22 protein-coding genes and 2 tRNA genes are annotated in these 26,741 nt (G+C 62.8%); 16 read left to right on the top strand and 8 right to left on the bottom strand.

Going from position 1 to position 26,741, the window contains the following annotated elements:
• The first annotated feature begins 83 nt into the window (after positions 1–83).
• Entirely contained in the window at positions 84–1,115 is a 1,032-nt protein-coding gene (locus GJB56_RS04480; protein WP_019747919.1) for an ATP-dependent 6-phosphofructokinase, read from the top strand.
• A 25-nt stretch (positions 1,116–1,140) separates the two neighbouring features.
• Entirely contained in the window at positions 1,141–2,652 is a 1,512-nt protein-coding gene (gene gatB / locus GJB56_RS04485) for an Asp-tRNA(Asn)/Glu-tRNA(Gln) amidotransferase subunit GatB (RefSeq protein ID WP_019747920.1), read from the top strand.
• An 88-nt stretch (positions 2,653–2,740) separates the two neighbouring features.
• Here gatB and GJB56_RS04490 read toward each other — a convergent pair whose 3' ends face one another.
• Complete coding sequence (locus GJB56_RS04490; RefSeq protein ID WP_019747921.1) at positions 2,741–3,787, bottom strand: NAD(P)-dependent alcohol dehydrogenase; 1,047 nt, start codon at positions 3,785–3,787, stop codon at positions 2,741–2,743.
• 140 nt (positions 3,788–3,927) lie between these two features.
• Complete coding sequence (locus GJB56_RS04495) at positions 3,928–5,058, bottom strand: PQQ-dependent sugar dehydrogenase (protein ID WP_020907254.1); 1,131 nt, start codon at positions 5,056–5,058, stop codon at positions 3,928–3,930.
• 90 nt (positions 5,059–5,148) lie between these two features.
• On the opposite strand from GJB56_RS04495, the gene GJB56_RS04500 reads away from it, so the two are divergent.
• Positions 5,149–5,976, top strand: a complete 828-nt coding sequence (locus GJB56_RS04500; protein WP_020907255.1) for a DoxX family protein — start codon at positions 5,149–5,151, stop codon at positions 5,974–5,976.
• A gap of 68 nt (positions 5,977–6,044) precedes the next feature.
• Here the strand turns inward: GJB56_RS04500 and GJB56_RS04505 are convergent, their stop codons facing one another.
• From GJB56_RS04505 to GJB56_RS04515, 3 genes are all read right to left on the bottom strand, one after another.
• A complete protein-coding gene (locus GJB56_RS04505; protein WP_020907256.1) occupies positions 6,045–7,580 on the bottom strand; it encodes an amino acid permease in 1,536 nt (511 codons plus the stop codon).
• Between the two features lie 807 nt (positions 7,581–8,387).
• A complete protein-coding gene (ilvD, locus tag GJB56_RS04510; protein WP_029255106.1) occupies positions 8,388–10,229 on the bottom strand; it encodes a dihydroxy-acid dehydratase in 1,842 nt (613 codons plus the stop codon).
• 72 nt (positions 10,230–10,301) lie between these two features.
• Positions 10,302–10,823: a PH domain-containing protein gene (locus tag GJB56_RS04515; protein ID WP_030535410.1), complete on the bottom strand. Its 522-nt coding sequence runs from the start codon at positions 10,821–10,823 to the stop codon at positions 10,302–10,304.
• A gap of 266 nt (positions 10,824–11,089) precedes the next feature.
• Here GJB56_RS04515 and GJB56_RS04520 point away from each other — a divergent pair, with 266 nt between their 5' ends.
• The 10 genes from GJB56_RS04520 to GJB56_RS04565 all read left to right on the top strand — a co-directional run bounded on the left by GJB56_RS04520 (position 11,090) and on the right by GJB56_RS04565 (position 21,870).
• Positions 11,090–13,030, top strand: a complete 1,941-nt coding sequence (locus tag GJB56_RS04520) for an acetolactate synthase large subunit (RefSeq protein WP_019747929.1) — start codon at positions 11,090–11,092, stop codon at positions 13,028–13,030.
• Entirely contained in the window at positions 13,027–13,530 is a 504-nt protein-coding gene (gene ilvN / locus GJB56_RS04525) for an acetolactate synthase small subunit (protein ID WP_003944718.1), read from the top strand. Before GJB56_RS04520 ends, ilvN begins: the two co-directional genes overlap by 4 nt.
• Before the next feature lie 53 nt (positions 13,531–13,583).
• Complete coding sequence (gene ilvC, locus GJB56_RS04530; protein WP_172436500.1) at positions 13,584–14,585, top strand: ketol-acid reductoisomerase; 1,002 nt, start codon at positions 13,584–13,586, stop codon at positions 14,583–14,585.
• A gap of 250 nt (positions 14,586–14,835) precedes the next feature.
• Complete coding sequence (serA, locus tag GJB56_RS04535; protein WP_003944758.1) at positions 14,836–16,428, top strand: phosphoglycerate dehydrogenase; 1,593 nt, start codon at positions 14,836–14,838, stop codon at positions 16,426–16,428.
• 74 nt (positions 16,429–16,502) lie between these two features.
• Positions 16,503–17,516, top strand: a complete 1,014-nt coding sequence (locus tag GJB56_RS04540; protein ID WP_019747931.1) for a 3-isopropylmalate dehydrogenase — start codon at positions 16,503–16,505, stop codon at positions 17,514–17,516.
• A gap of 84 nt (positions 17,517–17,600) precedes the next feature.
• Positions 17,601–18,374 (top strand): fumarylacetoacetate hydrolase family protein, encoded by a 774-nt coding sequence (locus tag GJB56_RS04545; RefSeq protein ID WP_020969311.1) that lies wholly within the window; start codon positions 17,601–17,603, stop codon positions 18,372–18,374.
• A gap of 390 nt (positions 18,375–18,764) precedes the next feature.
• Entirely contained in the window at positions 18,765–19,925 is a 1,161-nt protein-coding gene (locus GJB56_RS04550) for an alkane 1-monooxygenase (RefSeq protein WP_021333072.1), read from the top strand.
• A 73-nt stretch (positions 19,926–19,998) separates the two neighbouring features.
• Positions 19,999–21,474: a glutamate--tRNA ligase gene (gltX, locus tag GJB56_RS04555; protein WP_019747934.1), complete on the top strand. Its 1,476-nt coding sequence runs from the start codon at positions 19,999–20,001 to the stop codon at positions 21,472–21,474.
• Positions 21,475–21,630: 156 nt separating this feature from the next.
• Positions 21,631–21,702 (top strand) — tRNA-Gln (locus GJB56_RS04560).
• Between the two features lie 95 nt (positions 21,703–21,797).
• Positions 21,798–21,870, top strand: a tRNA-Glu gene (locus GJB56_RS04565).
• A gap of 139 nt (positions 21,871–22,009) precedes the next feature.
• Here the strand turns inward: GJB56_RS04565 and GJB56_RS04570 are convergent.
• From GJB56_RS04570 to GJB56_RS04580, 3 genes are all read right to left on the bottom strand, one after another.
• Entirely contained in the window at positions 22,010–22,207 is a 198-nt protein-coding gene (locus GJB56_RS04570; protein WP_007729345.1) for a DUF5302 domain-containing protein, read from the bottom strand.
• 89 nt (positions 22,208–22,296) lie between these two features.
• Positions 22,297–22,794 (bottom strand): pyridoxamine 5'-phosphate oxidase family protein, encoded by a 498-nt coding sequence (locus GJB56_RS04575; protein WP_021333071.1) that lies wholly within the window; start codon positions 22,792–22,794, stop codon positions 22,297–22,299.
• Between the two features lie 55 nt (positions 22,795–22,849).
• Positions 22,850–23,551, bottom strand: coding sequence for an IclR family transcriptional regulator (locus GJB56_RS04580; RefSeq protein ID WP_007729342.1), 702 nt, complete (start codon positions 23,549–23,551; stop codon positions 22,850–22,852).
• 178 nt (positions 23,552–23,729) lie between these two features.
• Here GJB56_RS04580 and leuC point away from each other — a divergent pair, with 178 nt between their 5' ends.
• From leuC to GJB56_RS32040, 3 genes are all read left to right on the top strand, one after another.
• Positions 23,730–25,151 (top strand): 3-isopropylmalate dehydratase large subunit, encoded by a 1,422-nt coding sequence (gene leuC / locus GJB56_RS04585; RefSeq protein ID WP_019747936.1) that lies wholly within the window; start codon positions 23,730–23,732, stop codon positions 25,149–25,151.
• Between the two features lie 28 nt (positions 25,152–25,179).
• Positions 25,180–25,788 (top strand): 3-isopropylmalate dehydratase small subunit, encoded by a 609-nt coding sequence (gene leuD, locus GJB56_RS04590; RefSeq protein ID WP_019747937.1) that lies wholly within the window; start codon positions 25,180–25,182, stop codon positions 25,786–25,788.
• A 157-nt stretch (positions 25,789–25,945) separates the two neighbouring features.
• Complete coding sequence (locus GJB56_RS32040; protein WP_020907264.1) at positions 25,946–26,632, top strand: HU family DNA-binding protein; 687 nt, start codon at positions 25,946–25,948, stop codon at positions 26,630–26,632.
• Positions 26,633–26,741: the final 109 nt, after the last annotated feature.

Consider the following 26,741-nt stretch of genomic DNA (forward strand, 5'->3'; position numbering starts at 1 on the left):
AACGCCGCTATCCTGCGGCAATACGGTGACTGGGGGAAGATGGACACCAAGATCCACAATCCGGTCACGAGAGGTGCTGCACTATGCGAATCGGAATCCTCACGGGCGGCGGCGACTGCCCGGGCTTGAACGCGGTCATCCGCGCCGTCGTACGTACGTCGGCCGGTCGCTACGGCAGTACCGTGGTCGGATTCCGGGACGGCTGGCGGGGATTGCTCGAGGACCGCAAGGTCCCGCTCGACTCCGATGACCGCATCAACCGCATCCTCACCCGCGGCGGCACGATCCTCGGCACCGCTCGCGTGAACCCCGACAAACTCCGTGCGGGCCTCGATCAGATCAAGCAGACCCTCGACGACAACGGGATCGACGTCCTGATCCCGATCGGCGGCGAAGGCACACTCACCGCGGCCAGTTGGCTTTCCGAGAGCGGCGTACCCGTGATCGGTGTGCCCAAGACGATCGACAACGACATCGATTGCACTGACGTGACTTTCGGTTTCGACACCGCCTTGGCTGTCGCCACCGACGCCATTGACAGACTCCACACCACGGCTGAATCGCATCAGCGCGTCATGCTCGTCGAGGTGATGGGCCGGCACGCGGGCTGGATCGCGCTGCAAGCCGGACTGGCGTCGGGGGCACACCTGACTCTGGTTCCGGAACAGCCGTTCGACGTCGACGAGGTGTGCGCGATGGTCAAGAAGCGCTTCCAGCGTGGCGACTCCCACTTCATCTGCGTCGTGGCTGAAGGCGCGATGCCCGATCCCGCGTCGATGACTCTGCGCGAAGGTGGCATAGACGAGTTCGGCCACAAGATCTTCACCGGTGTCGCGCAGCAGCTCGGAAACGAGATCGAGCGCCGGATCGGCAAGGAAGTTCGCACCACCGTCCTCGGGCACATTCAGCGCGGTGGCACCCCGACGCCGCACGACCGCATCCTCGCCACTCGCTTCGGCGTTCATGCCACCGACGCAGCTCACCGCGGAGATTTCGGTCAGATGGTCGCGTTGCACGGAACGTCCATCGACCTCGTTCCGCTCGCCGAGGCGACCCGCAAACTCAAGACGGTGCCCAAGGAGCGCTACGAGGAGGCAGCCGCATTCTTCGGCTGAGCCGCAGACGCATAAACTGATCACCATGACTGCTGTCGATGCGCCCGACATCCTCGATTACGACGAAGTACTGACCAAGTACGAGCCTGTGATGGGTATGGAGGTGCACGTAGAACTCGGCACCGCGACCAAGATGTTCTGCCCGTGCCCCACCGAGTTCGGTGCCGAACCCAATACCCAGGTGTGCCCGGTCTGTCTGGGCATGCCCGGTTCGTTGCCAGTGGTGAACGCAGCCGCTGTCGAGTCCGCGATCCGGATCGGCCTTGCGCTCAACTGCTCCATCACGCCTTGGGGCCGATTCGCACGCAAGAACTACTTCTACCCGGATCAGCCGAAGAACTACCAGATTTCCCAGTACGACGAGCCGATCGCAACCGAGGGCTACCTCGATGTGATCCTCGACGACGGGACGACGTGGCGTGTCGACATCGAGCGCGCACACATGGAGGAGGACACCGGTAAGTCCCTCCACGTCGGTGGCGCTACCGGCCGTATCCACGGTGCGAGCCACTCACTGCTCGACTACAACCGTGCGGGTGTGCCGCTGGTGGAGATCGTCACCAAGACCATCCACGGTGCCGGTGAGCGCGCTCCCGAGGTTGCCCGCGCTTACGTGACGGCGCTTCGTGATCTGCTCAAGTCTCTCGACGTCTCGGACGTGCGGATGGATCAGGGATCGATGCGCTGCGACGCCAACATCTCGCTGATGCCGATCGGCGCCAAGGAACTCGGAACGCGTACCGAGACCAAGAACGTCAACTCCCTCAAGAGCGTCGAGGTCGCAGTTCGCTACGAAATGCGCCGTCAGGCAGCAGTTCTCGACGCCGGCGGCGAGGTCATCCAGGAGACCCGCCACTTCCAGGAAGCCGACGGCACCACGGCCGCCGGACGCCGCAAGGAAACGGCCGAGGACTACCGCTACTTCCCGGAACCGGATCTCGAGCCTGTTGCTCCGAGCGCCGAGTGGGTCGAAGAACTGCGCGGCACCTTGCCGGAGCTTCCCTGGATTCGCCGCGCGCGGATCCAGAAGGACTGGGGAATCTCCGACGAGGTCATGCGTGACCTCGTCAACGCCGGCGCCATCGATCTGGTGATTGCGACCACCGAGGCCGGTGCTTCGCCCGAGGCAGCGCGCTCCTGGTGGCTGTCCTACCTGTCGCAGCAGGCCAACACCCGCGGCGTCGAACTCGGCGCTCTGCCGATCACCCCGGCGCAGGTTGCGCAGGTCGTAGCTCTCATCGACAGCGGCAAGCTCAACAACAAGGTCGCTCGCCAGGTCGTCGATCACGTCCTCGACGGCGAGGGTGACCCGGAGCAGGTTGTCGCGGCCCACCCGGAGTTGGTCGTCGAACGTGACGAAACCAAGCTCAAGGCAGCCGTCGACGAGGCACTCGCAGCCAACCCCGACATCGCGGACAAGATCCGCAGCGGCAAGGTCCAGGCCGCCGGAAAGATCGTCGGCGACGTCATGAAGGCCACCCGAGGACAGGCAGACGCGGCTCGTGTGAAGGAACTTGTCATCGAGGCGTGCAGCTAGCGCACACTGAATCTCTGACACTGATGCCCGGCCGAATCTAATTCGGCCGGGCATCAGTATTTACCGCTGTCGTTTTGCCGCTGTCGGTCTACAGACCAGGGACCACAACCGCACGGCCGCTGAGCGTTCCGGCAGCCAGTCGTCGATACGCTTCGGCACCGTTGTCGAGACTGAAGGTCTCCACCGCGATGTCGAAGATGCCGGCGTGGGCGAGGTCGATCAATTCGATCAACTCGTTGCGGGCACCCCAATACGGAACTGTCACCGAAGCCTCGTAAGGACTTTGGAAGAACCCGACTTTGGCGTGGGCCTGGCCGTCCCCGATCCCGACGATCGTGACGTCTGATCCGACGCCGGCGACAGCCATCGCGGTGTCGATGGTGGGCTGGTAGCCGACGAAGTCGAGAACCAGTGCGGCGCCTTGACTTCCAGTGATCTTGCGGACGTTCTCGGCCGCGTCCTTGTCGGACAGAACCACTTCGTGAGCGCCTACCTTGGTTGCCAGTTCGAGCTTGTCCGCGCTCACGTCCAAAGCGATGACCGTTGCCGCCGAGAGGTGACGGAGGAGCTGAATAGCGACGTGGCCGAGACCGCCGGTACCAATGACAACCGCGAACGAGCCTCCGCGAAGTTTCGGCAGAGAACGCTTGATCGCGTGATACGGCGTCAGACCGGCGTCGGTCAGCGGCACCGTCTTGACCGGGTCGAGGTCACCGATCGGGACAAGGTGGCGAGGAGAATCGACGATCATGAACTCGGCCAACGCGCCGGGTGCACCGAGACCGGGAGGATTGATTCCGAGTTCTTGGGCGCGAGAGCAATAGTTCTCGAGTCCTTGTGAGCAGTGCCAACAGTTGCCGCAACCCCAAGGCCCGTAGACGACGACATTGGTTCCGATGTCGAGACCTTCGACACCCTCGCCGACGGCGGCGACCTTGCCTGCGCCTTCGTGGCCGAGCGTGAGCGGAAGGCCGTAGGTGTACTGCTCTTCGGGCAGGCTCATGATGAAGTCGTCCGAGTGGCAGACGCCGGCAGCGGTGACTTCCAGGAGCACTTCACCTGGACCGGGCTCGGGTTTGGGAATCTCCGTGAGTTCGGGTTCCGCGCCGATTCTCGTGTACTGGATTGCCTTCATACCGACTCCTTTGTCGTGGTTGGCCAACCGCTCCTGGCACATGCGGAGTGATTAGCCCCGCTAATAAAAGAGTACGCATCTGTGCATGTTCGGTCACGGGATCCGTGACCGAACAGACATGGCGCTTCGGCGATCGCGGCTCAGTCGATCCCGCCGCTGCCACTCGGCATCGGGATCTTGACCACCTTGTCGTCGTTCGGCCCCGGCTCGCCCGCGGTCTTGTTGATCGTGCTCGCCCACATCAAACCGTCGGATCCGAGCGCCAAACCGCCCAGTTGGCCGTACGTGTCTTTCGCCACTGCCGACGGCGCGGTGGTGATCGCTCCCGTTCCGGGGTCAGCGGCCAATGCGGAGATCGCTTTGCCGGCCCCCAACGCGACAGCTACCACTCCCTGCGCCGCAATGCACCCCCCGACGCCGGGCCGGTCGGGCCAGGTCCAAGCGGGCGACGTCACTGTGCCGTCGGAGCCGACGCGTTGGAGGCGATCTTCGAGAGTGGTTCGGTCGGTGACCCAGGTCGCGATGCCGGGATCGACACACACGCCGCCGCCGTTACCGATTCCGGACAGAACAACTTCCGGGCGAGGCGGCGAAGCGTTTGGCGTCAACGATCGGACTCGCAACAGTTTCCCCGCCAACGAGCCGGGATCCTGAGCAACCGCAGGGTTGCCGGTATCGCCTGTCAGGACCATGAGCTGGTCCGGGGCCGCGAACTCGAGTGATCCGCCGTTGCCGCTTGCACCGCGCGGGATTCCGCCGAGGACCTCCTTGGCGGTGTCACCGGGAGCAATGCGGACCACCCGGTTGTCGGTTCCGGTGGTGACGTAGGCATAGATCAGGTTGTCTTCGACAAATGTGGGGGAGAGGGCGATGTCGAGCAGTCCGCCGTCGCCGCTGCCGTCGACATCGATCTTGGCAACCTCGACCGGTGTCGTGTTGGGGGCTACCTGCATGATTCGGCCGGTTCGCCGTTCGGCCACCAGCCCGGAGTTCCCGTCCGGGAGTGTGACGAGGCCGCCGGTGGTGTCGAGACAGGTTGCGATCACGGCGGTGTCGGCGTCCTGACACGGCCCGAGGGGGCCGGTCCGCGGCGCCGGCGGCGTGGTCGACGGCGGCGGGTTCTCCGGCTGCACTTCGGCGCTTGCCTGGTTGGTCGGTTCGGGTGTGAACGGCGAGGCAGTCGATTCGTCGAAGTCCGCGCAACCTGCGAGCAACGATGTCCCGAGCACCAGAGCCAGTGCGCCCAGCGCTGCATGCCTACCCGTAGTCATGCCCAAGACGTTACGTAACCCACGGCAGATGCCGCCACGCCGGACCAAGGTTCCCCGTCGAGTTCGTGAATCGGTCATAGGCTCACCTACGTGACTGACGAGCGAAAAGATCCCAGCGAGTTGTCGGATGCGGACAAGCCGACGGGCAACGTGTCCAGTCCGTATGACTCGCCCACCGAACAATTTCCGACGGTGAGCGCCAAGAATCCGTTGCCGCGGACCGACGACGATCTCGATTTCGGTTCCACGAACGCCAACTCGCTGACCGAACAGATACCGACATACCGAGCGCCGGGCGCGGATCAGCCGACAGTGGCTCTCGAGCGAGAGACGGCGTACGACGCTCCGATCGCCGCCGTCCCCACCGCCGAAGCCGTGGCAGGGACCACCGAGACTCCGCGGGGCCGAGGCACTCTCGACCTCGGTTTGCTTGCACTGCGATTGGCCGTCGGCGGAACGGCACTGGTGCACGGTCTGCAGAAGTTGACCGGTATCTGGAACGGGCCGGGTCTGGGCGGTTTCGAGACGATGCTGGCGGACGCCGGGTTCCAGCAGGCGAAGTGGATGGCGATCCTCGGCGCCGTCGGTGAGGTCGCAGGTGGCGCCCTCCTGATCCTGGGGTTGCTGACTCCCGTTGCGGCAGCATCGGTTCTGGCCGTGATGATCAATGCGTGGGCGCTGCGTCAGGCGAGCGCACCTGGACTGGAGTACTTCGCCCCGGCCGGTACCGAGTACGAGATGCTGCTCGGAATCTGTGCGGGCGTCATCATTTTGACGGGTCCCGGCCGTATTTCGCTCGACGGTCGTCGTGGCTGGGCAACCCGCCCGTTCGTCGGATCGCTCGTGGTCTTGATCCTCGGCATCGCTGCGGGCGTCTGCACTTGGATCTTCCTGAACGGTGCCAATCCGCTCATCTGAAACTCGCGCCGTCGAACAAACGAACCGCCGCTCTCCGAATCGGAGAGCGGCGGTTCGTCTGTGAAGGATCAGTCCTTGACGAGTACCGGGTCGGCGTTCGCGGACGGGATGGCTGTTCCGTCCTTGAGCTTGCGACCGAGGACCGACTTGCGGTGACCGTAGGCGAAGTACACGACAACACCGATGGCCATCCAGACGAGGAACCGGATCCAGGTCTCGACCGAGAGGTTGAGCATCAGCCAACCGCAGGCGAGCACGGCGACGATCGGCACGAAGGGCACCAGTGGGACGCGGAATCCGCGCGGCAGGTCGGGGCGGGTGCGGCGTAGGACGATGACACCGACACAAACCAGGACGAATGCGAACAGCGTTCCGATGTTGACCATCTCTTCGAGCGTGCCCATCGGGAAGAAGGCTGCCAGGACGGCGACGATGCCACCGACGATCAACGTGATGCGCATCGGGATGCCCTTGGCGTTGGTCTTGGCCAGGCTGCGCGGCATGAGGCCGTCACGGGACATTGCGAAGAGGACGCGGGTCTGGCCGAGCATCATGACCATGACAACTGTCGTGAGGCCGGCCAGGCCACCGAAGTTGATGGCGGTTTGTGCCCAACCGATTCCGTTGGCCTCGAATGCGGTTGCGAGGGTGGCGCTGGAATCGCCGACCAGAGGACTGCCGTCCTTGAGTTCGGTGTACTTGACCATGCCGGTCAGGACGAGTGTGACGGCAACGTAGAGAACGGTGACGATGGCGAGCGAGCCGAAGATTCCGCGTGGCAACGACTTCTGCGGGTTCTTGGTTTCCTCGGCCGTGGTGGCGACGACATCGAAGCCGATGAAGGCAAAGAACACGAGGCTGGCCGCGGCGAGCAATCCGTAGGCGCCGTAGCTACTTCCGCCTGCACCGGTCAGCCAGGAGAACAAGGTCTGATGGATTCCGCTGGCAGAGCTCTCGGATCCTTCGGACGGCGGGATGAAGGGAGAGTAGTTCTCCTTCTTGATGTAGAACGCGCCCACGACGATGACGAGCAGGACTACTGCGATCTTGATCGCGGTAATGATCGCGGAGACTCGCGAGGAAACCTTGGTGCCGATCGCGAGAATCAGGGTGATCGCGCCGATGATGAGCAGTGCGCCCCAGTCGAAGCTGATCGACCCGATGTGGGCGGTGGTGCTGCCGCTCGCCCCGATGACGTTGCCGAGGTACAGCGACCAACCCTTGCCGACGACGGCGGAGGCGAGAGCAAACTCGAGGATGAGGTCCCAGCCGATGATCCAGGCTGCGAACTCACCGAACGTCGCGTAGGAGAACGTGTATGCGCTGCCTGCGACTGGAACGGTGGAGGCGAACTCCGCGTAACACAGCGCGGCAAGGCCACAGGCGATCGCAGCGAGAACGAATGCCAGTGAAATCGAGGGTCCTGCGACATTGCCTGCGGTTCGAGCAGTCAGCGTGAAGATGCCTGCGCCGATGACGACGGCGACTCCGAATACCGTGAGGTCCTTCGCGGTCAGTTCCTTCTTGAGCTTTGTCTCAGGCTCGTCGGTGTCCGCGATCGATTGCTCGACGGATTTGGTGCGCCATATGCCGACTCCGGGCATGTATTGCTCCTTGGTTGTTTCCCGTCGACCTTGTGGGTGGCGGGCGGTGGCTGACTGTCGTCGTTGTGATGTGCGTCTCAGCGACCTGATGAGGGAACCACTGGTGAGCGCCGTGTGCAAGTCAGCTCGCTCGAACTGACCGAAATGATCACCTGACTGAAAGTCATCCCCCCTCATGTATCTGAATTGATCAGCTGGTGTCTGGAACCCTACGTCCAAGTGAATTCGCTCACGAGCCGGACGCGCGATTCAGTCTGAAATGTCTGATAGCTCATATCGTTCCGTTCGTGTTCCGCGTGTCGGCCGACTATTCGGTACCTGTCGGTCGGTCTTGCGGTCAATGAGTCTCATAGTTGCGGTACGTCCGTACCAGAATTATGTATATGTGTATCCGCGCAAGACGGCTTACGGGCCACTGAACCCACTACGGCGCAGTGGCGTTCGGTGGTGGTACTCCGACGTCTCTCGACGCCTCCGGACTCGACCGGATGTGCGATGTCGCGGAATTCCGTATGGGCGCTGACCTTTCATCCGTTCTCGTGTGAAAGAAGTCCCTGGACGCTGCGCCGGCTCAGGTCGCCATGCGCAAGTTCCTACGTGTCGGCGTGGTTGTCGAAGGTGCTGCCGACGATGCGTACCAAACCGACGGGATGATCGGATTGGTTTGTGGTGCATGCTCGTACAACACCGGAGGAAGATTTTCCGGAGGAACTGGCGCGAATCTGATCCCGATTCATCTCGCACGCTGACAGAAAAGATCCCCGGCCGAAAAGCGGCCGGGGATCTTTTGTCCGTTCGTGGCAGAACTTACGGAACGTAGCGAACCGCGCCCTTGTCGGCGGACGTTGCCAGAGCGGCGTAGGCGCGTAGGGCTGTCGTCACGGTGCGCTGACGATCGACCGGCTGCCACGGGCGCTCGGAGGCCTCCATCTTCGCGCGTCGCTCGGCGAGGACGTCCTCGTCGACCAGGATCTCGAGCGTGCGCGAGGCGACGTCGATGCGGACCTGATCGCCGTTCTGGACGAGTCCGATGACTCCGCCTGCGGCAGCCTCGGGGGAGATGTGACCGATGGACAGTCCGGAGGTTCCGCCCGAGAAACGACCGTCAGTGATCAGTGCGCATTCCTTGCCGAGGCCTGCGCCCTTGAGGAAGGCGGTGGGGTGCAGCATTTCCTGCATGCCGGGGCCACCCTTGGGGCCTTCGTAACGCACGACGAGAACGTCGCCGGCCTTGATCTTCTTCTGCAAGATGACCGAGACGGCTTCTTCCTGAGATTCGACGACCAGCGCCGGGCCCTGGAAGGAGAACAGTTCCTCGTCGATGCCGGCAGTCTTGAGGATTGCGCCGTCGAGTGCGATGTTGCCGCGCAGGACAACCAAGCCGCCTTCGACGGTGTAGGCGTTCTCGACGTCGCGGATGCAGCCGCCGGCCGCATCGGTGTCGAGAGCAGACCAACGGTTGTCCGTGGAGAACGGTTCGATGGTGCGCACGCCGCCGGGAGCCGCGTGGAAAAGCTCGATTGCCTCGTCGGTTGCCTTGCCGGAGCGGATGTCCCAGTCGTCGAGCCACTGGTCGAAGCTCTTGGTGTGCACGGTGGACACGTCGGTTTCGAGGAGTCCGCCGCGGCGAAGCTCACCGAGCAGCGCGGGGATTCCGCCGGCGCGGTGGACGTCCTCCATGTGGTAGTCCGAGTTGGGGGAGACCTTGGACAGGCACGGCACCTTGCGGCTGATCGCGTCGATGGTGTCGAGGTCGAAGTCGACCTCGCCTTCCTGCGCCGCAGCCAGAGTGTGCAGGACGGTGTTGGTGGAACCGCCCATGGCGACGTCGAGAGCCATCGCGTTGCGGAACGCTGCCGGGGTCGCGATGTTGCGCGGCAGCACCGACTCGTCGCCGTCGCGGTAGTACTTGAGGGCAGCCTCGACCACGGTGGTGCCCGCACGAGAGAAGAGTGCGTGACGAGCCTTGTGAGTTGCCAGCGTGGAGCCGTTGCCCGGCAACGCGAGGCCGAGGGCTTCGGTCAGGCAGTTCATGGAGTTGGCGGTGAACATGCCCGAGCACGACCCGCACGTCGGGCACGCGCTGCGCTCGACCTCGTCGAGGCCTTCGTCGGACACGGCATCGTTGGCAGAGGCGGAGATCGCGGTGATGAGGTCGGTGGGGGCTTGGGCCACGCCGCCGACGACCACTGCCTTACCGGCCTCCATCGGACCGCCGGAGACGAACACCGTCGGGATGTTCAGACGCATCGCGGCGTTGAGCATGCCGGGAGTGATCTTGTCGCAGTTGGAGATACACACCAGTGCGTCGGCCGTGTGGGCGTTTGCCATGTACTCGACCGAATCGGCGATGATCTCGCGGCTCGGGAGCGAGTAGAGCATGCCGCCGTGGCCCATTGCGATGCCGTCGTCGACTGCGATGGTGTGGAACTCACGAGCGACGCCGCCGGCCGCACTGATGGCCTCGGCAACGATCTCGCCTACGTTCTTGAGATGCACGTGTCCGGGTACGAACTGGGTGTACGAGTTCGCTACGGCGACGATCGGCTTTCCGAAGTCGGAATCCGTCATTCCTGTGGCGCGCCACAGGGATCGGGCTCCGGCAGCATTACGTCCGATGGTGGTGGTGCGTGACCTCAACGGGGGCATGGGCGTGTTCCTTATGTGATCGTTGCTGGTCCACTCAAATAGAAGCGAGGGCCTTTCAACGCTACTCGCGTGCTACGGGCGCTTCTCTTCGGGCTGGTCCTGTGTGTTCTCGGCGACCTCGGATTCTGCTTCCGCTTCTGCAGCTGCTTCTTCCTCTTCGGCTTCCTTGGCGGCGAAGGCTTCTGCCGCCGATGCATAGGGATCAGTGATGCGGCCGCCGCTGGCGATCGCGATCTCGGGAAGCCTGACGAAGCTGACCGCAGGCAGGGTCACCTCGGTTCCGTCGGTGAGTTCTGCGCGCGCCCAGCTGCGCTTCGGGAAGCGGAAACCCTTGACGTCGTCCCAGGCGAGGGTGCGCTTGGAGAACGTCGAGCGGACCTCGAGGCCGTCAGGGCTGACGGTGGTGCGCAGTCGCGCGACGAGATAGACGGCGATGATCGGAAGGATCAGCAACCAGCTGAAGGCGACGGGCCACCCGAAGATCGGGAAGCTGACCGCGAACAGAAGGAACGCGCACGCCATGTAAGCGAGCTGCGAAATGCGGATGACGTGCCGAAGTGGTTTCGGCGTGTGGGATGATTGAGCCGGTGGCACGGGCTGCTGCGAAGTTGACACCTCTACATCTTCGCATTGCAGCCGATGTATCTCAGATTCTGGGACGGTCGACTCACCAAGTTTGCCGTTCGCGACTAGCGCCTCTACTGTCGAGTGCGTGAAACAGAATGAGTTGCTCGTAATCGGCCGGCGCGTCGTCGCCTGAGTCGATTTTTCAACTCACCAGATAACGACGCGCCACCCTCGCTCAGCAGATGCTGACGGGGGTTTTTTGTTGCCCGGAGCCAGAATCAGAGGATTTCCCAGTGAGCGCACCAACAGCACGGCCTCAACCCACGCCGCGCAAGTCAGGGACACCGAGCCCGACAACCGCGGCTGCCGCAACCCAGACGGCCAACCGTCGCCAGCTCCCGCCTGAGCGGGTAACCGGCGCGCAGTCTGTGGTTCGAGCCCTCGAGGAGCTCGAGGTCGACACGGTATTCGGCATTCCCGGCGGTGCCGTGCTCCCGGTTTACGATCCACTCTTCGATTCGGTCAAGGTCCGCCACGTGCTCGTGCGCCACGAGCAGGGTGCAGGCCACGCTGCCACCGGTTACGCCCAGGCGACCGGCAAGGTCGGCGTCTGCATGGCTACCTCGGGTCCCGGTGCGACCAACCTGGTCACGCCACTGGCCGACGCGCAGATGGACTCCGTTCCGATCGTCGCGATCACCGGACAGGTGGCGCGCTCGCTGATCGGTACCGATGGCTTCCAGGAAGCCGACATCTCAGGCATCACGATGCCGGTCACCAAGCACAACTTCCTGATCACCGACGCGATCGACATCCCGCGCATCATGGCCGAGGCCTTCTACCTCGCGGCCAGCGGTCGCCCCGGCGCCGTCCTGGTCGATATCCCCAAGGACATCCTGCAGTCGCAGACCACGTTCTCGTGGCCGCCGGAGATGCGTCTGCCGGGCTACCGCCCGGTCACCAAGCCGCACGGCAAGCAGGTTCGTGAAGCTGCACGTCTGATCGCCGACGCCAAGTCGCCGGTTCTGTACGTCGGTGGCGGCGTCATCAAGTCGGACTCCTCGCCGGAGCTGCTCGAATTGGCAGAGCTGACCGGTATCCCCGTCGTCACCACGCTGATGGCCCGCGGCGCGTTCCCGGACAGTCACGACCTCAACTGCGGTATGCCGGGAATGCACGGCACCGTTGCCGCAGTCGCCGCTCTGCAGCGCAGCGATCTGCTGATCACCCTCGGCGCGCGTTTCGACGACCGCGTTACCGGCCAGCTGAATTCCTTCGCGCCCGATGCCAAGGTCATCCACGCCGACATCGATCCGGCCGAGATCGGCAAGAACCGCTACGCCGACGTCCCGATCGTGGGCGACTGCAAAGAGGTCATCACCGAACTCATCGAGGCTATCCGTGCCGACATGGCCACGGGCACCACGTTCGAACTCTCGGAATGGTGGGCGTACCTGAACGACATCCGTCGTACCTACCCGCTGAGCTACGACCGTCCCACCGACGGTCAGCTGAGCCCGGAGTACGTCATCCAGACCGTCGGCAAGCTCGCCGGACCGGATGCCATCTACTGTGCCGGCGTCGGCCAGCACCAGATGTGGGCCGCGCAGTTCGTCGGTTACGAGAAGCCGCGCACGTGGCTCAACTCGGGCGGGCTCGGCACCATGGGGTACGCGGTTCCCGCAGCCATGGGTGCCAAGATGGGCATGCCCGACACCGAGGTGTGGGCGATCGACGGCGACGGCTGCTTCCAGATGACCAATCAGGAACTCGCAACCTGTGCACTCGAAGGTATCCCGATCAAGGTTGCCCTCATCAACAACGGCAACCTCGGCATGGTGCGTCAGTGGCAGACACTCTTCTACGAAGAGCGCTACTCCAACACCAACCTCGGAACGCACGGTGCCATCCGCATCCCGGACTTCGTCAAGCTCGCAGAAGCATTGGGCTGCCACGGAATTCGTGTCGAGCGCGAAGAAGATGTCGAAGCTGCGATCCGTGAGGCGCAGTCCATCAACGACAAGCCTGTCGTGATCGACTTCATCGTCACCGCCGACGCACAGGTGTGGCCGATGGTCGCTGCCGGAACGAGCAACGACGAAATCATGGCGGCCCGGGGCATCCGGCCGCTGTTCGACGACGACGAGGCAGTTGCCGAGCCCGCCGTCATCCACGAAGCCATGTCACGCGAGCAAGCCGGACCCGCCGCGGGCACAGGGGAGGATCAGAAGTGAGCACCAGTCACACCCTCAGTGTTCTCGTCGAGGACAAGCCAGGCGTGCTGGCCCGCGTCTCCGCACTTTTCTCCCGCCGCGGATTCAACATCGAATCCCTTGCGGTGGGCGGAACCGAGATCCCCGAGATCTCACGTATGACCATCGTCGTCACGGTCGACGAGTTCCCTCTCGAGCAGGTGACGAAGCAGCTCAACAAGCTGATCAACGTCATCAAGATCGTCGAGCAGGACGGTGAAGCATCCGTCGCTCGCGAGCTCGTGCTCATCAAGGTGCGCGCAGATGCAAGCGTGCGCACGCAGGTCATCGAAACGGTGAACCTGTTCCGCGCCAAGGTGATCGACGTCTCCCCGGAGTCCGTCACCATCGAGGCGACCGGTACTCGGTCCAAGCTGGATGCACTGCTGCGGATGCTTGATCCGTACGGTATCCGGGAGATCGTTCAGTCCGGGGTCGTGGCAGTCGGTCGAGGGCCGAAGTCGATCACGGCCACCCGCTAGTACTTTTAGACACGTAAAAATCCAAGGAGAGGTTGAGAACTGTGGCAGTCGAGATGTTCTACGACGACGATGCCGATCTGTCGATCATTCAGGGCCGCAAGGTTGCTGTGATCGGCTACGGAAGCCAGGGCCACGCCCATTCGCTGAGCCTGCGTGACTCGGGCGTCGATGTGCGCATCGGCCTCAAGGAGGGCTCCAAGTCCCGTGAAAAGGCGCAGGAGCAGGGCCTGACAGTCGGTACGCCGGCCGAGGTTTCCGAGTGGGCCGACGTCATCATGGTGCTCGCACCTGACACCGCTCAGGCCAGCATTTTCACCAACGACATCGAGCCGAACCTCAAGGACGGCGACGCGCTGTTCTTCGGTCACGGCCTGAACATTCACTTCGACCTGATCAAGGCTCCGGAGTTCGTCACCGTCGGCATGGTTGCCCCCAAGGGACCGGGCCACCTGGTGCGTCGTCAGTTCGTCGACGGCAAGGGCGTTCCCGCGCTCATCGCCATCGACCAGGATCCCAAGGGTGAAGGCCAGGCTCTCGCTCTGTCCTACGCCAAGGGTATCGGCGGAACCCGCGCAGGCGTCATCAAGACCACGTTCAAGGAAGAGACCGAGACGGACCTCTTCGGCGAGCAGGCTGTGCTCTGCGGCGGCACCGAGGAACTGGTCAAGACCGGTTTCGAGGTCATGGTCGAGGCCGGCTACGCACCCGAGATGGCGTACTTCGAGGTTCTGCACGAGCTCAAGCTCATCGTCGACCTCATGTACGAGGGTGGCATCGCCCGCATGAACTACTCGGTGTCCGACACCGCTGAGTTCGGTGGATACCTCTCCGGTCCGCGCGTCATCGACGCCGACACCAAGGAGCGCATGAAGGCGATCCTGGCCGACATCCAGTCCGGCGAGTTCACCCGTCGTCTGGTTGCCAACGTCGAGAACGGCAACACCGAGCTCGAAGGCCTGCGCAAGGCCAACGCCGAGCACCCCATCGAGGTCACCGGCAAGAAGCTGCGCGACCTGATGAGCTGGGTCGATCGCCCGATCACCGAAACCGCGTAATTCGCAGTTTCACGCTCCACGTCTCCACTGGCCTGATGTCGCGCCGGTTCAATTACGTTGAACCAGCGCGGCATTGGGCCGGAGTCGTTTCCCGGGCCGGCTGAGTCCGGATTCATATTCCATCGAGAATTCGCCCGCGAAAGTGTCCACTATGTGGTATCGCCTACCGCGTTGTGGATTCGAAGTGAGCGCGCACTAAACTATCGGTGGTTAAACCACCTTCACACCCACCTAATCAGGGAGTTTGCACGTGAGCCAGCCTGGCCGTCCCGTTGTTCTGATCGCCGACAAGCTCGCGCCGTCCACAGTCGAGGCGCTCGGTGACGGTGTGGAGGTGCGTTGGGTCGACGGACCCGACCGCCCGGCGCTGCTCGCCGCGGTACCCGAGGCCGACGCGATTCTCGTCCGTTCCGCCACCACCGTCGACGCCGAGGTTCTGGCCGCAGGCACCAAGCTGAAGATCATCGGTCGCGCCGGTGTCGGCCTGGACAACGTCGAGATCCCCGCAGCCACCGAGCGCGGCGTGATGGTCGTCAATGCACCGACCTCCAACATCCACTCGGCAGCCGAGCACGCAGTTGCTCTGCTCATGTCGACCGCTCGCCAGATTCCCGCAGCAGACAAGACCCTGCGTGAGAACACCTGGAAGCGAAGCAAGTTCAACGGCGTCGAGATCCTCGGCAAGACCGTCGGCGTTGTCGGACTCGGCCGCATCGGCCAGCTGTTCGCGCAGCGTCTCGCCGCGTTCGAAACCACCATCATCGCGTACGACCCCTACTTGCCCGCAGCTCGCGCCGCGCAGCTCGGCATCGAACTGGTCACCATCGACGAGCTCGTCGAGCGCGCCGACTTCATCTCCGTGCACCTGCCCAAGACCAAGGAAACGGCCGGCCTGATCAACGCCGAGCGTCTCGCCAAGGCCAAGGACGGCGTCATCATCGTCAACGCCGCCCGCGGTGGTCTGATCGACGAAGACGCGCTCTACGACGCACTGGTCTCCGGCAAGGTCCGCGGCGCCGGTCTCGACGTGTTCAGCACCGAGCCGTGCACCGATTCCAAGCTCTTCGAGCTCGACAACGTCGTCGTCACCCCGCACCTCGGAGCATCGACGTCCGAGGCTCAGGACCGCGCAGGCATCGACGTGGCGAAGAGTGTTCTCCTAGCTCTGGCGGGCGAATTCGTTCCCGAGGCTGTCAACGTCTCCGGCGGCCCGGTCGGAGAAGAAGTTGCTCCGTGGCTCGAGCTGGTCCGCAAGCTCGGTCTCCTCGCTGCGACGTTGTCGCCCGAAGCCGTGCAGACCGTGCAGGTTGTCGCCACCGGCGAGCTGTCTGCCGAAACCGTCGACATCCTCGGCCTGGCTGCACTGCGCGGCGTGTTCTCCGCCAGCAGCGACGAGGCCGTCACGTTCGTCAACGCTCCGGCACTGGCCGAGCAGCGCGGCGTGACCGTATCGGTCGAGAAGCACTCCGAGGCTCTTGCTCACCGCAGCGCGGTCGAGGTTCGCGCAGTTGCCGCGGACGGCACGGTCACGTCGGTCACGGGCGCACTCACCGGTCTGCAGCAGGTCGAGAAGATCGTCAACATCAACGGACGCAGCTTCGACCTGCGCGCCGAGGGTCACAACATCGTCGTTCACTACAGCGATCGCCCGGGCGTTCTCGGTGTCCTCGGCACCGTTCTCGGCAACGCGGGCGTGGACATCCTCGCCGCAGCACTGAGCCAGGATGCCGAAGGCGAAGGCGCAACGGTCATCTTGCGCGTCGATCGCGTCGTCGGAGACGCCGAGGTCGAGGCAATCGTCTCGCAGCTCGACGCTCGCGTCGCCCAGGTCGACCTTTCCTGATTGTTTTTGCTGTGCGCCTTTATTAACCGCCCGCGGTTAATAAAGGCGCACAGTTCTACTGAGATGAGGACTCCATGAAGCTTGCGGTCATTCCGGGCGACGGAATCGGTGTCGAGGTCACAGCCGAAGCACTCAAGGTGCTCGGCAAGTTGGTTCCGGATCTGGAAACCACCGAATACGATCTCGGTGCCCGTCGCTACAACGCCACCGGCGAGTTGCTCCCGGCGGAAGAGCTGGACCAGATCCGTCAGCACGACGCAATCCTGTTGGGCGCCATCGGTGATCCGCGGATCGTCGCACCCGGCATCCTCGAGCGTGGTCTGCTGCTGAACATGCGTTTCCAGCTCGATCATCACGTGAATCTTCGCCCCGCACAGCTGTACCCGGGTGCGCTGTCGCCGTTGGCGGCCCAGCCGGAGATCGACTTCGTCGTGGTTCGTGAAGGCACCGAGGGCCCGTACACCGGTAACGGTGGCGCCATTCGCGTCGGCACCGATCACGAGATCGCGACCGAAGTGTCGATCAACACCTGGTTCGGCGCCGAGCGTGTTGTTCGTTACGCATTTGCGTTGGCGCAGACACGTTCCAAGCACCTCACACTGATCCACAAGACCAATGTGCTCTCCAATGCGGGAGCAATCTGGACGCGTGCGATCGAGACAGTCGGGGCCGAGTACCCGGACGTCGAGACCGCGTACTGCCACATCGACGCTGCCACCATCTACATGGTGACCGACCCGTCGCGGTTCGACGTCATCGTCACGGACAACCTGTTCGGTGACATCATCACCGACCTGGCCGGTGCCGTGACCGGTGGAATCGGTTTGGCCGCAAGCGGAAACATCGACGCGTCCGGTACCAACCCGTCGATGTTCGAGCCCGTGCACGGCAGTGCTCCGGACATCGCCGGCAAGGGAATCGCAGATCCCACCGCCGCGATCCTCTCGGCCGCACTGCTTCTTCGCCATCTCGGACGCGAGGACGACGCCGCTCGCGTCGAGGCTGTGGTCGCTGCCGACCTGGCAACGCGCGGCGAAGGCCCCATCTCCACGACCGAGATCGGCGACCGGATCACCGCAGCGCTGTAAGGATTTCTTTCACGAGACTGACGCGCGTAAGCCTTACGGCTTGCGCGCGTCAGTCGTTTCCGACACCCCGATAGACTGGCCAGTATGCGTCTTGGTCGAATTGCCAGTCCCGATGGTGTTGCGTTCGTCAGTATCGAAGGTGAAGAGGATGCCCTCGTCGCCAAGGAAATTGCGGAGCACCCGTTCGGGAACCCCACCTTTACCGGCCGTAGTTGGCCGCTTGCCGATGTTCGTCTGCTGGCTCCGATTCTCGCCAGCAAGGTGATCTGTATCGGCAAGAATTATGCAGATCACATCGCGGAGATGGGCGGCGAGGCGCCGGCTGATCCGGTGATCTTCCTCAAGCCCAATACGTCCATCGTCGGCCCGGGCGCCCCGATCGTCTTGCCTCCGACGTCCAACGAGGTGCATTTCGAGGGTGAACTCGCGGTGGTCATCGGTCAGCCTTGCAAAGACGTACCCGCGGCGAAGGCGTTGAGCGTGGTCCTGGGCTACACGATCGCCAACGACGTATCGGCGCGAGATCATCAGCGTCACGACGGGCAATGGACGCGCGCGAAGGGCCACGACACCTTCTGCCCGCTCGGTCCGTGGATCGAAACCAGCCTCGATGCGTCCGACGTCGACATCAAGACCGAGGTGAACGGTCAGGTCAAGCAGGACAGCAGCACCGCCTTCCTGCTTCACGACATTCCGAAGATCATCGAGTGGATCTCGGCGGTGATGACCCTCCTGCCCGGCGACGTCATCCTCACCGGCACCCCCGCCGGAGTCGGCCCGATCGTCGACGGCGATTCCGTGTCGGTCACGGTCTCGGGGATCGGCACGCTCACGAACCCGGTGACCGCCAAGAATTGATCTGACCCGGTTCGTTCCGTCATGTGACTACGGAGGCCCCATCCCCACCGGATGGGGCCTCCGTCGTGGTGTGAGTCGAGAGGTGTCTGTCAAAGAAAAGTTGCAAGATGGTAACTAACGCCGGATGGTCGATTGGGATTGCCTTCCGGTTCGAGGTAATCAGGCCCTGGGACTGACCTGCGGGTTTCATGAGCCAGGCGAAGCTTCACCCATGATCCTCCTGGCGTTATGTCTGATTTGGTGAGGTTGGGAGGGTTCGCCCCGCGGTTTGCTGCCGCGGCTCGTAACAGACCAAATTCCCTGAAATGTAACGCTGAGCAGTAGGGTGGCCGATAACTGGATAGAAGCCGATGGGGCAATCGAGTGGATTGCGCAGAAACGTGGTGATACATGACGACCTTCGCGGAAGCATCCCGGACAGCGGCAGCGCACGCGCGGAACGGGCAGCGGCCGGTGTGGCGAGACAAGAAGCGCTACCTGTGGCCACTGGGTTTGCTGGTTCCTCTCAGTCCGTTCGCTGCGTGGTTCCTGGTCGACAAATTCAGTCTCGGGCTCTTCTGGGCCATCGGGGCCTGGCTCATCGTGATCGTCATTCCCCTGATCGATCTACTGGCGGGCGAGGACGGTAACAGCCCGCCGGACGAAGCGATCCCTGAATTGCAAGAGGATCGTTTCTACCGCTGGTGCACGTATCTGTTCCTGCCCCTCCAATACGTCGGTCTCGTGTTCGTCGCCTGGTGCTGGGTTAACGCGCCGATGGCGGCGGGGGAGAAGTTCGCGCTCGCGATGACTGCCGGCGTGGTTGCCGGTGTTGGGATCAACGCGGCGCATGAATTGGGGCACAAGAGCGAAAAGCTCGAGAAGTGGCTCGCGAAAGTAGCGCTGGCACAGTCCTTTTACGGCCATTTCTACGTCGAGCACAACCATGGTCACCACGTCCGTGTCGCGACGCCGGAGGATCCGGCCAGTTCGCGATACAAGGAAAACTTCTGGTTCTTCTTGCCGCGCAGTGTCATCGGCGGCTTGCGCTCGGGATGGCGGATCGAAAGCGCTCGCCTTCAGCGTCAAGGCAGACGGACGTGGAGCTATCGGAACAACATCCTGAACGCGTGGGCGATGAGTGTTGTCCTGTTCGGCAGCCTGATCGCGGTGTTCGGGTGGGAAATCGCACCGTGGCTGGCCGTTCAGGCGATTGCCGGATTCACGTTCCTCGAGACCGCCAACTATCTCGAGCACTACGGCTTGCTACGTGCGAAGCGGCCTGACGGCTCGTACGTTCGCTGCTCGCCCGAGGACAGCTGGAACAGCGACCACGTCGTCAGCAATCTGTTCCTCTATCAACTTCAGCGTCACAGTGACCATCACGCGAATCCGCGTCTGCGGTACCAGAGCCTGCGCAGTGCGGCCGAAGCGCCGCAACTTCCAGCGGGTTACGCGGTCATGATCGTGTGCGCGTGGGTGCCGCCGCTGTGGCGAAAGGTCATGGACAAGCGACTACTCGCCTACTACGACGGTGACATGACACGTATCAACGTCTTGCCGGGTAAGTGATCGGCGGGATGGAGGAAGCGCTGCGGGACTAACCTGTAGTACGACCATCCATCATCGCCGAGCCAAGTGAGCCATGACCAACAGCGAAGTACGCGTCCGTTTCTGTCCGTCACCCACCGGAACCCCGCACGTAGGTTTGGTGCGCACCGCCTTGTTCAACTGGGCATTCGCACGACACCACGGCGGCACGTTCGTGTTCCGTATCGAAGACACCGATGCGCAGCGCGACAGTGAAGAGTCCTACCAGGCCATCCTCGACGCCCTCCGCTGGTTGGGGCTCAATTGGGACGAGGGCCCGGAGGTCGGTGGGCCGCACGCACCGTATCGCCAGTCCGAGCGTCGCGACCTGCATCTCGACGTCGTTGCCAAGTTGCTGGCCGCGGGCGAGGCCTACGAGTCCTACTCGACCAACGAAGAAGTGGAAGCCCGACACAAGGCGGCCGGACGCGACCCGAAGCTCGGATACGACAACTTCGATCGCGACCTCAGTGACGAGCAGCGCGCTGCCTACGTCGCCGAGGGGCGCAAGCCGGTCGTCCGCCTCCGGATGCCCGATCACGACCTGACGTGGAACGACCTGGTTCGCGGCGAGACCACGTTCAAGGCAGGCACCGTTCCGGACTTCGCGTTGACTCGCGGGAACGGTATTCCGCTGTACACGCTGGTCAATCCCGTCGACGACGCGTTGATGAAGATCACTCACGTACTGCGCGGTGAGGACCTGCTTTCCTCGACCCCGCGTCAGCTCGCGTTGTACGAGGCTTTGATCCGCATCGGTGTCGCCGATTTCACACCGTCGTTCGGGCACCTGCCGTTCGTGATGGGTCAGGGCAACAAGAAGCTTTCCAAGCGCGATCCCGAGTCCAACCTCTTCATTCACCGCGATCGGGGCTTCATTCCCGAGGGACTGCTGAACTACTTGGCTCTGCTCGGGTGGAGCATTGCCGACGATCACGATGTCTTCTCACTCGACGAGATGGTTGCGGCCTTCGACGTTTCGAAGGTCAACTCCAACCCTGCCCGCTTCGACCAGAAAAAGGCCGACGCGATCAATGCCGAGCACATTCGCTTGCTCCAGCCGGCCGACTTCGCGGCCCGCCTGAAGTCGTTCCTGGTGGAGCACGGCCACATCAGCGCCGACGTCGATGAAGCCACGTTCACTGTTGCGGCGGACCTCGTGCAGACGCGCATCGTCGTCCTGTCCGACGCGTGGGATCTGCTGAAGTTCCTGTTCGTCGACGAGGCGTCGTTTGCTCTCGATCCGGCCGCGGCGGCAAAGAACCTGAAGGAAGACGCTGGTCCGGTTCTGGATGCGTCTCTTGCGGCACTCGAGGCAACCTCGGAGTGGACTGCGGCCAGTATCGAGGAAGCACTCAAGAAGGCCCTCATCGAGGATCTGGAGCTCAAACCGCGTAAGGCCTTCGCTCCGGTTCGGGTCGCGATCACCGGCTCTCACATCAGCCCTCCGCTGTACGAGTCGATGGAATTGCTCGGTCGTGAGGTCTCGATTGCTCGGTTGCGCGCCGGTAGGGCAGCGGTAACCGCCTAGATCGGACGGTCTTCCGGCCGAAAATGAAGCAAAAACCTCCCGTGACCATACGATTTGGTATTTGGGGCAGGGGTACTGGTAATCTTCTTTTCGGCCGGAGACGAGCCGCCGAGCACAACAGCGAAGCGGATCGGGCAAGGCTGGTGAGCAAGACCTTGGGGTATGGTGTAATTGGCAACACAGCGGTTTCTGGTACCGCCATTCTAGGTTCGAGTCCTGGTACCCCAGCGGAAATCCGGTCGATTTTGTGGCCGGACTCAGACAAGCTAAGCTTGCTGAGCATCCAAGAGCAAGACTGAATACCACGTTTAAAAGCGTGTCCTGGCCCCGTCGTCTAGCGGCCTAGGACGCCGCCCTCTCAAGGCGGTAGCGCGGGTTCGAATCCCGTCGGGGCTACAAAGGAAAGACCCTGCGATCATTGATCGGAGGGTCTTTTCGTATGTGCCGGAAATGTCTCCGGCGATGCGAAAAACGATCACCCCCAGTCGAATTCGACTGGGGGTGATCGTCATCTCACTCTGTTGTCCGCGATCGGCTATCCGCTCTTGCGGCGGAACTCTCGCTTGTGATCGGCCGGGCCATGCGTGTTGTGGACCTTGGACTGTCCGTCGCGATGGTCGGTCGATTTGGCGTTCTGATGATTCTTCCGTTCGAGGGCTTCACGGAACTTTCGTTTGGTTTCCTCCGATTGGGATTCGGGTTCCGACGGGGTGTTGCTGTCGAGATCGCTCATATGCTCACTCCTTGTTGTTGGGCCTGTTGGTGAAACTACGCCGGCCCGAATTCGAAAGCTCGTGAATTTCGCTTCACGAATCTCGGGGTCTACGGCGATGGTGCAGTAGAACCGGAAAGAGGCATCGCCGGCATCCCGAGCTTGCGGTGATCCCACGAACGAGTTCGATCGGGAACGAACCGTACCGCGACGCGCTTGTGGAGCATCGCGTCGACGGCCGGGCGGAGATCTTCCGTGTACGGGCCCGTGTATCGCTCCCAGACACTGATTCCCACGGCAAAGAGAGCTTCCGGATCCTCGACGATCACTCCGGTGCCCTCCATCGAGACTCCTCGCAGCGTGTCGTACGTCAGACCGTCTTCGATCAGGACGGACATACGGGTGTCCCGGCGAAGATTGACCGCCTTCTGCGACTTGGCTTTGGTTTCGAACCAGATTTCGCCGTCGACTATCGCGAACCACATCGCGATCAGGTGAGGCATTCCGTCGGCGCTCAACGTCGCCATCGTTGCCGTACGGCTCTTTTCGACGAAGCTCGAAATTTCGGCCTCGGTCATCGTGATCTGACTACGCTGCTTTCCTGCCATGGTCGCGTCGTACTCCTACGTGCTCGAGGATCTGAAGGCCTTACTGTGTCACGAATTACAGACGCTTGTGGAGCGCTTCGGCAGCTGCGAGAAGGTCCGCCGCCCAGCGGGCTCCCGGTCGTCTACCCATCCGATCGATGGGGCCGGAGACCGAAATCGCGGCAATGACAGCGCCTGCCGAGTCTCGGACAGGAGCCGCGACGCTGGCGACACCCGGCTCACGTTCGGCTGCACTCTGTGCCCAGCCGCGCCGGCGAACCTCGAGGAGCACTCGTTCGCCGAACGACGCATCGGCGAGAACGGTCCGTTGGGTTTGTGGATCTGCCCATGCGAGAAGGACCTTGGCGCCGGAACCGGCATTCATCGGCAGCCTGGCCCCGACGAGAACTGTGTCGCGAAGGCCCGTGGGCGGTTCCATCGACGCAACGCAGATGCGTTGGGTGCCTTCCCGGCGGTACAGCTGGACGCTTTCGCCGGTGATTTCGCGAAGGCGGGGGAGGATGAGTCCGGCCGCAGCAATGAGTGGATCATTAGCGGTGGCAGCGAGTTCGGCGAGTCCGGGCCCTGGGCACCACTGACCATCCGAGTCGCGTGTGAGGAGTCGATGGACTTCGAGACCGACGGCGAGTCTATGGGCGGTCGCGCGCGGCAAACCGGTTCGTGCACAGAGTTCGGTGAGGCTGCACGGTTCCTCAGCTACTGCATGAAGAACGCCCATTGCTTTGTCCAGGACGCCGATGCCGCTATGCTGTCTCATAGGTCGATACCAGTTTCTCGCATAGTGGGATGATAGCGCATTTCCTGGTGGACTAGCGCATTTACAGAAGGGCTAGTGCATTTTCTAGGGGCAGCCTGCATCTGCTGCGAGGGCTGGGGACCTACTTCACGCGCGGCGGGCCAGCCCGTAGTCCGCCGACGCGAGGCTACGTACAGAGGTGGAAGACATGGCACAGAAAGCACGCACTCTCGCCGAGAAGGTGTGGGACGACCACGTTGTCGTGAAAGGGGAGGGGCAGGATCCCGACCTCATCTACATCGATCTCCACCTCGTTCACGAAGTGACGAGCCCGCAGGCATTCGACGGACTTCGCTTGGCCGGACGCCCGTTGCGCCGTCCCGACCTGACGATCGCCACCGAGGACCACAACGTTCCGACGATCGACATCGACAAGCCGATCGCCGATCCCGTGTCCAAGACTCAGGTCGACACCTTGCGCCGAAATTGCGAGGAGTTCGGAGTTCGCTTGCACCGCATGGGCGATCTCGATCAGGGCATCGTGCATGTGGTCGGACCGCAGCTCGGCCTGACTCAGCCGGGAACCACCGTGGTGTGCGGCGACAGTCATACGTCGACGCACGGCGCATTCGGTGCGCTCGCAATGGGAATCGGCACCAGCGAGGTCGAGCACGTGATGGCGACGCAGACATTGTCGTTGCGCCCCTTCAAGACCATGGCGATCACGGTCGACGGCGAGCTGCCTCCTGGCGTCACGAGCAAGGACTTGATCCTGGCAGTCATCGCCAAGATCGGCACCGGCGGCGGCCAGGGCTACGTCCTGGAGTACCGCGGCGAGGCCATTCGCAAACTGTCGATGGAAGCTCGTATGACCATCTGCAACATGTCGATCGAGGCCGGAGCCCGTGCTGGCATGATCGCACCGGACGAGACCACTTACGAGTTCATCAAGGGCCGTCCGCATGCACCGTCGGGCGCAGAGTGGGACGAAGCCGTCGCCGCGTGGGAGTTGCTCAAGACCGACGAGGGCGCCGAATTCGACAACGAGGTCCACATCGACGCAAGCGCATTGACGCCCTTTGTCACGTGGGGAACCAATCCGGGACAGGGTGCACCGCTCGGTGACCGTGTTCCCGATCCGGAACTGATCGTCGACGAGAGCGAGCGTCAGGCTGCCGAGAAGGCGCTCACCTACATGGGTCTCGACGCCGGCATGGCGCTTCGGGATGTTGCTGTCGACACCGTCTTCGTCGGTTCGTGCACCAACGGGCGCATCGAAGATCTGCGCGCGGTGGCCGAGGTGCTCGAGGGTCGCCATGTGGCAGAGGGTGTTCGGATGCTCATCGTTCCCGGCTCGATGCGGGTGCGTGCTCAAGCCGAAAGTGAAGGTCTCGGTGAAATCTTCACGGCGGCAGGGGCCGAATGGCGCCAGGCCGGTTGCTCGATGTGCTTGGGAATGAACCCTGACCAGCTTGCTCCCGGCGAGCGTTCGGCATCGACGTCCAACCGGAATTTCGAAGGCCGACAGGGTAAAGGCGGTCGGACCCATCTGGTTTCCCCGCTCGTCGCGGCTGCCACTGCGGTCCGCGGAACGCTCTCGGCACCGGCCGATCTGGTCTGACCCACTTACCATCTCGAGGAGAATTTCGATGGAATCCTTTACCACGCACAAGGGTATCGGCGTCCCGCTGCGACGCTCGAATGTCGATACCGATCAGATCATCCCTGCCGTGTACCTGAAACGGGTGACGCGCACGGGATTCGAGGACGGGCTGTTTGCAGGCTGGCGCACCGACCCCAACTTCATTCTCAATCTGGCTCCGTACGACAAGGGAAGTGTCCTCGTAGCCGGTCCCGATTTCGGCACGGGCTCTTCGCGTGAGCATGCCGTGTGGGCTCTCTCCGACTTCGGATTTCGGGTCGTCATCGCTTCCCGGTTCGCCGACATCTTCCGTGGGAACGCCGGAAAAGCCGGTCTCGTAGCGGCACAGGTCGAGCAGAGCGACGTCGAATTGCTCTGGAAGTTGCTCGAAGAGCAGCCCGGACTGGAATTGACAGTAGATCTCGAGAATCGGACCGTGAGCGCCGGAACTACGGTGGTGCCGTTCAATATTGACGACTACACACGGTGGCGTCTGCTGGAGGGTCTCGACGACATCGGACTGACATTGCGGCAGGTAGAAGCGATTTCCGAGTTCGAAAAGTCAAGGCCTTCATGGAAACCGACTACCCTTCCAGCCCGAATTTCGCAGGGCTGAACCGAAATCCGCAACTCCGCACGGGAAGAGAAATAGGTCACCATTTCGCAGTCACGTTGAATGAGAATTGGCGTGGCACATAGACTCTTGCCGTTATCAGGTTTACCGTGGTTCTCAGTCGGTCCGACGGTGGACCACAATTAGCGGAGGAATTTCAATGAACAAGGCAGAGCTCATCGATGTTCTGACTGAAAAGCTGGGTTCGGACAGGCGCACAGCGACCGACGCAGTGGAGCACGTCGTGGACACCATCGTCCGCGCCGTCCACCGTGGCGAGAGCGTGACCATCACCGGCTTCGGAGTCTTCGAGCAGCGTCGTCGTGCAGCACGTGTTGCACGCAACCCGCGTACGGGCGAGACCGTCAAGGTCAAGCCGACGTCGGTTCCGGCTTTCCGTCCGGGTGCGCAGTTCAAGGCTGTTATCGCTGGTGGACAGAAGCTTCCGGCCACCGGCCCGGCAGTCAAGCGTGGCGTAGCAGCACCGGCCACCAAGGCTGCAGCCAAGAAGGCTGCTGCCAAGAAGACCGCAGCCAAGAAGGCTCCGGCAAAGAAGGCTCCGGCCAAGACCGCAGCCAAGAAGACGGTTGCCGCGAAGGCTCCGGCCAAGAAGGCTCCGGCCAAGACCGCAGCCAAGAAGACGGTTGCCACCAAGGCTCCCGCCAAGAAGGCTCCGGCCAAGACCGCAGCCAAGAAGACGGTTGCCACCAAGGCTCCCGCCAAGAAGGCTCCGGCCAAGACCGCAGCCAAGGCTCCGGCCAAGAAGGCTCCGGCCAAGAAGGCTCCGGCCAAGACCGCAGCCAAGAAGGCTCCGGCCAAGAAGGCTCCGGCCAAGCGCGGAAAGTAGTCGCGTTCGGGTGAAAAACCCGATGCCGTAAGACAAAGAGGTGCAGCCGCGGATCTGATCCGCGGCTGCACCTCTTTTTGCTGTCTGGGAGAAGTGTGAATTCTCCTGT

The sequence above is a fragment of the Rhodococcus sp. AQ5-07 genome (assembly GCF_009707305.1).
GTDB lineage: Bacteria > Actinomycetota > Actinomycetes > Mycobacteriales > Mycobacteriaceae > Rhodococcus_F > Rhodococcus_F erythropolis.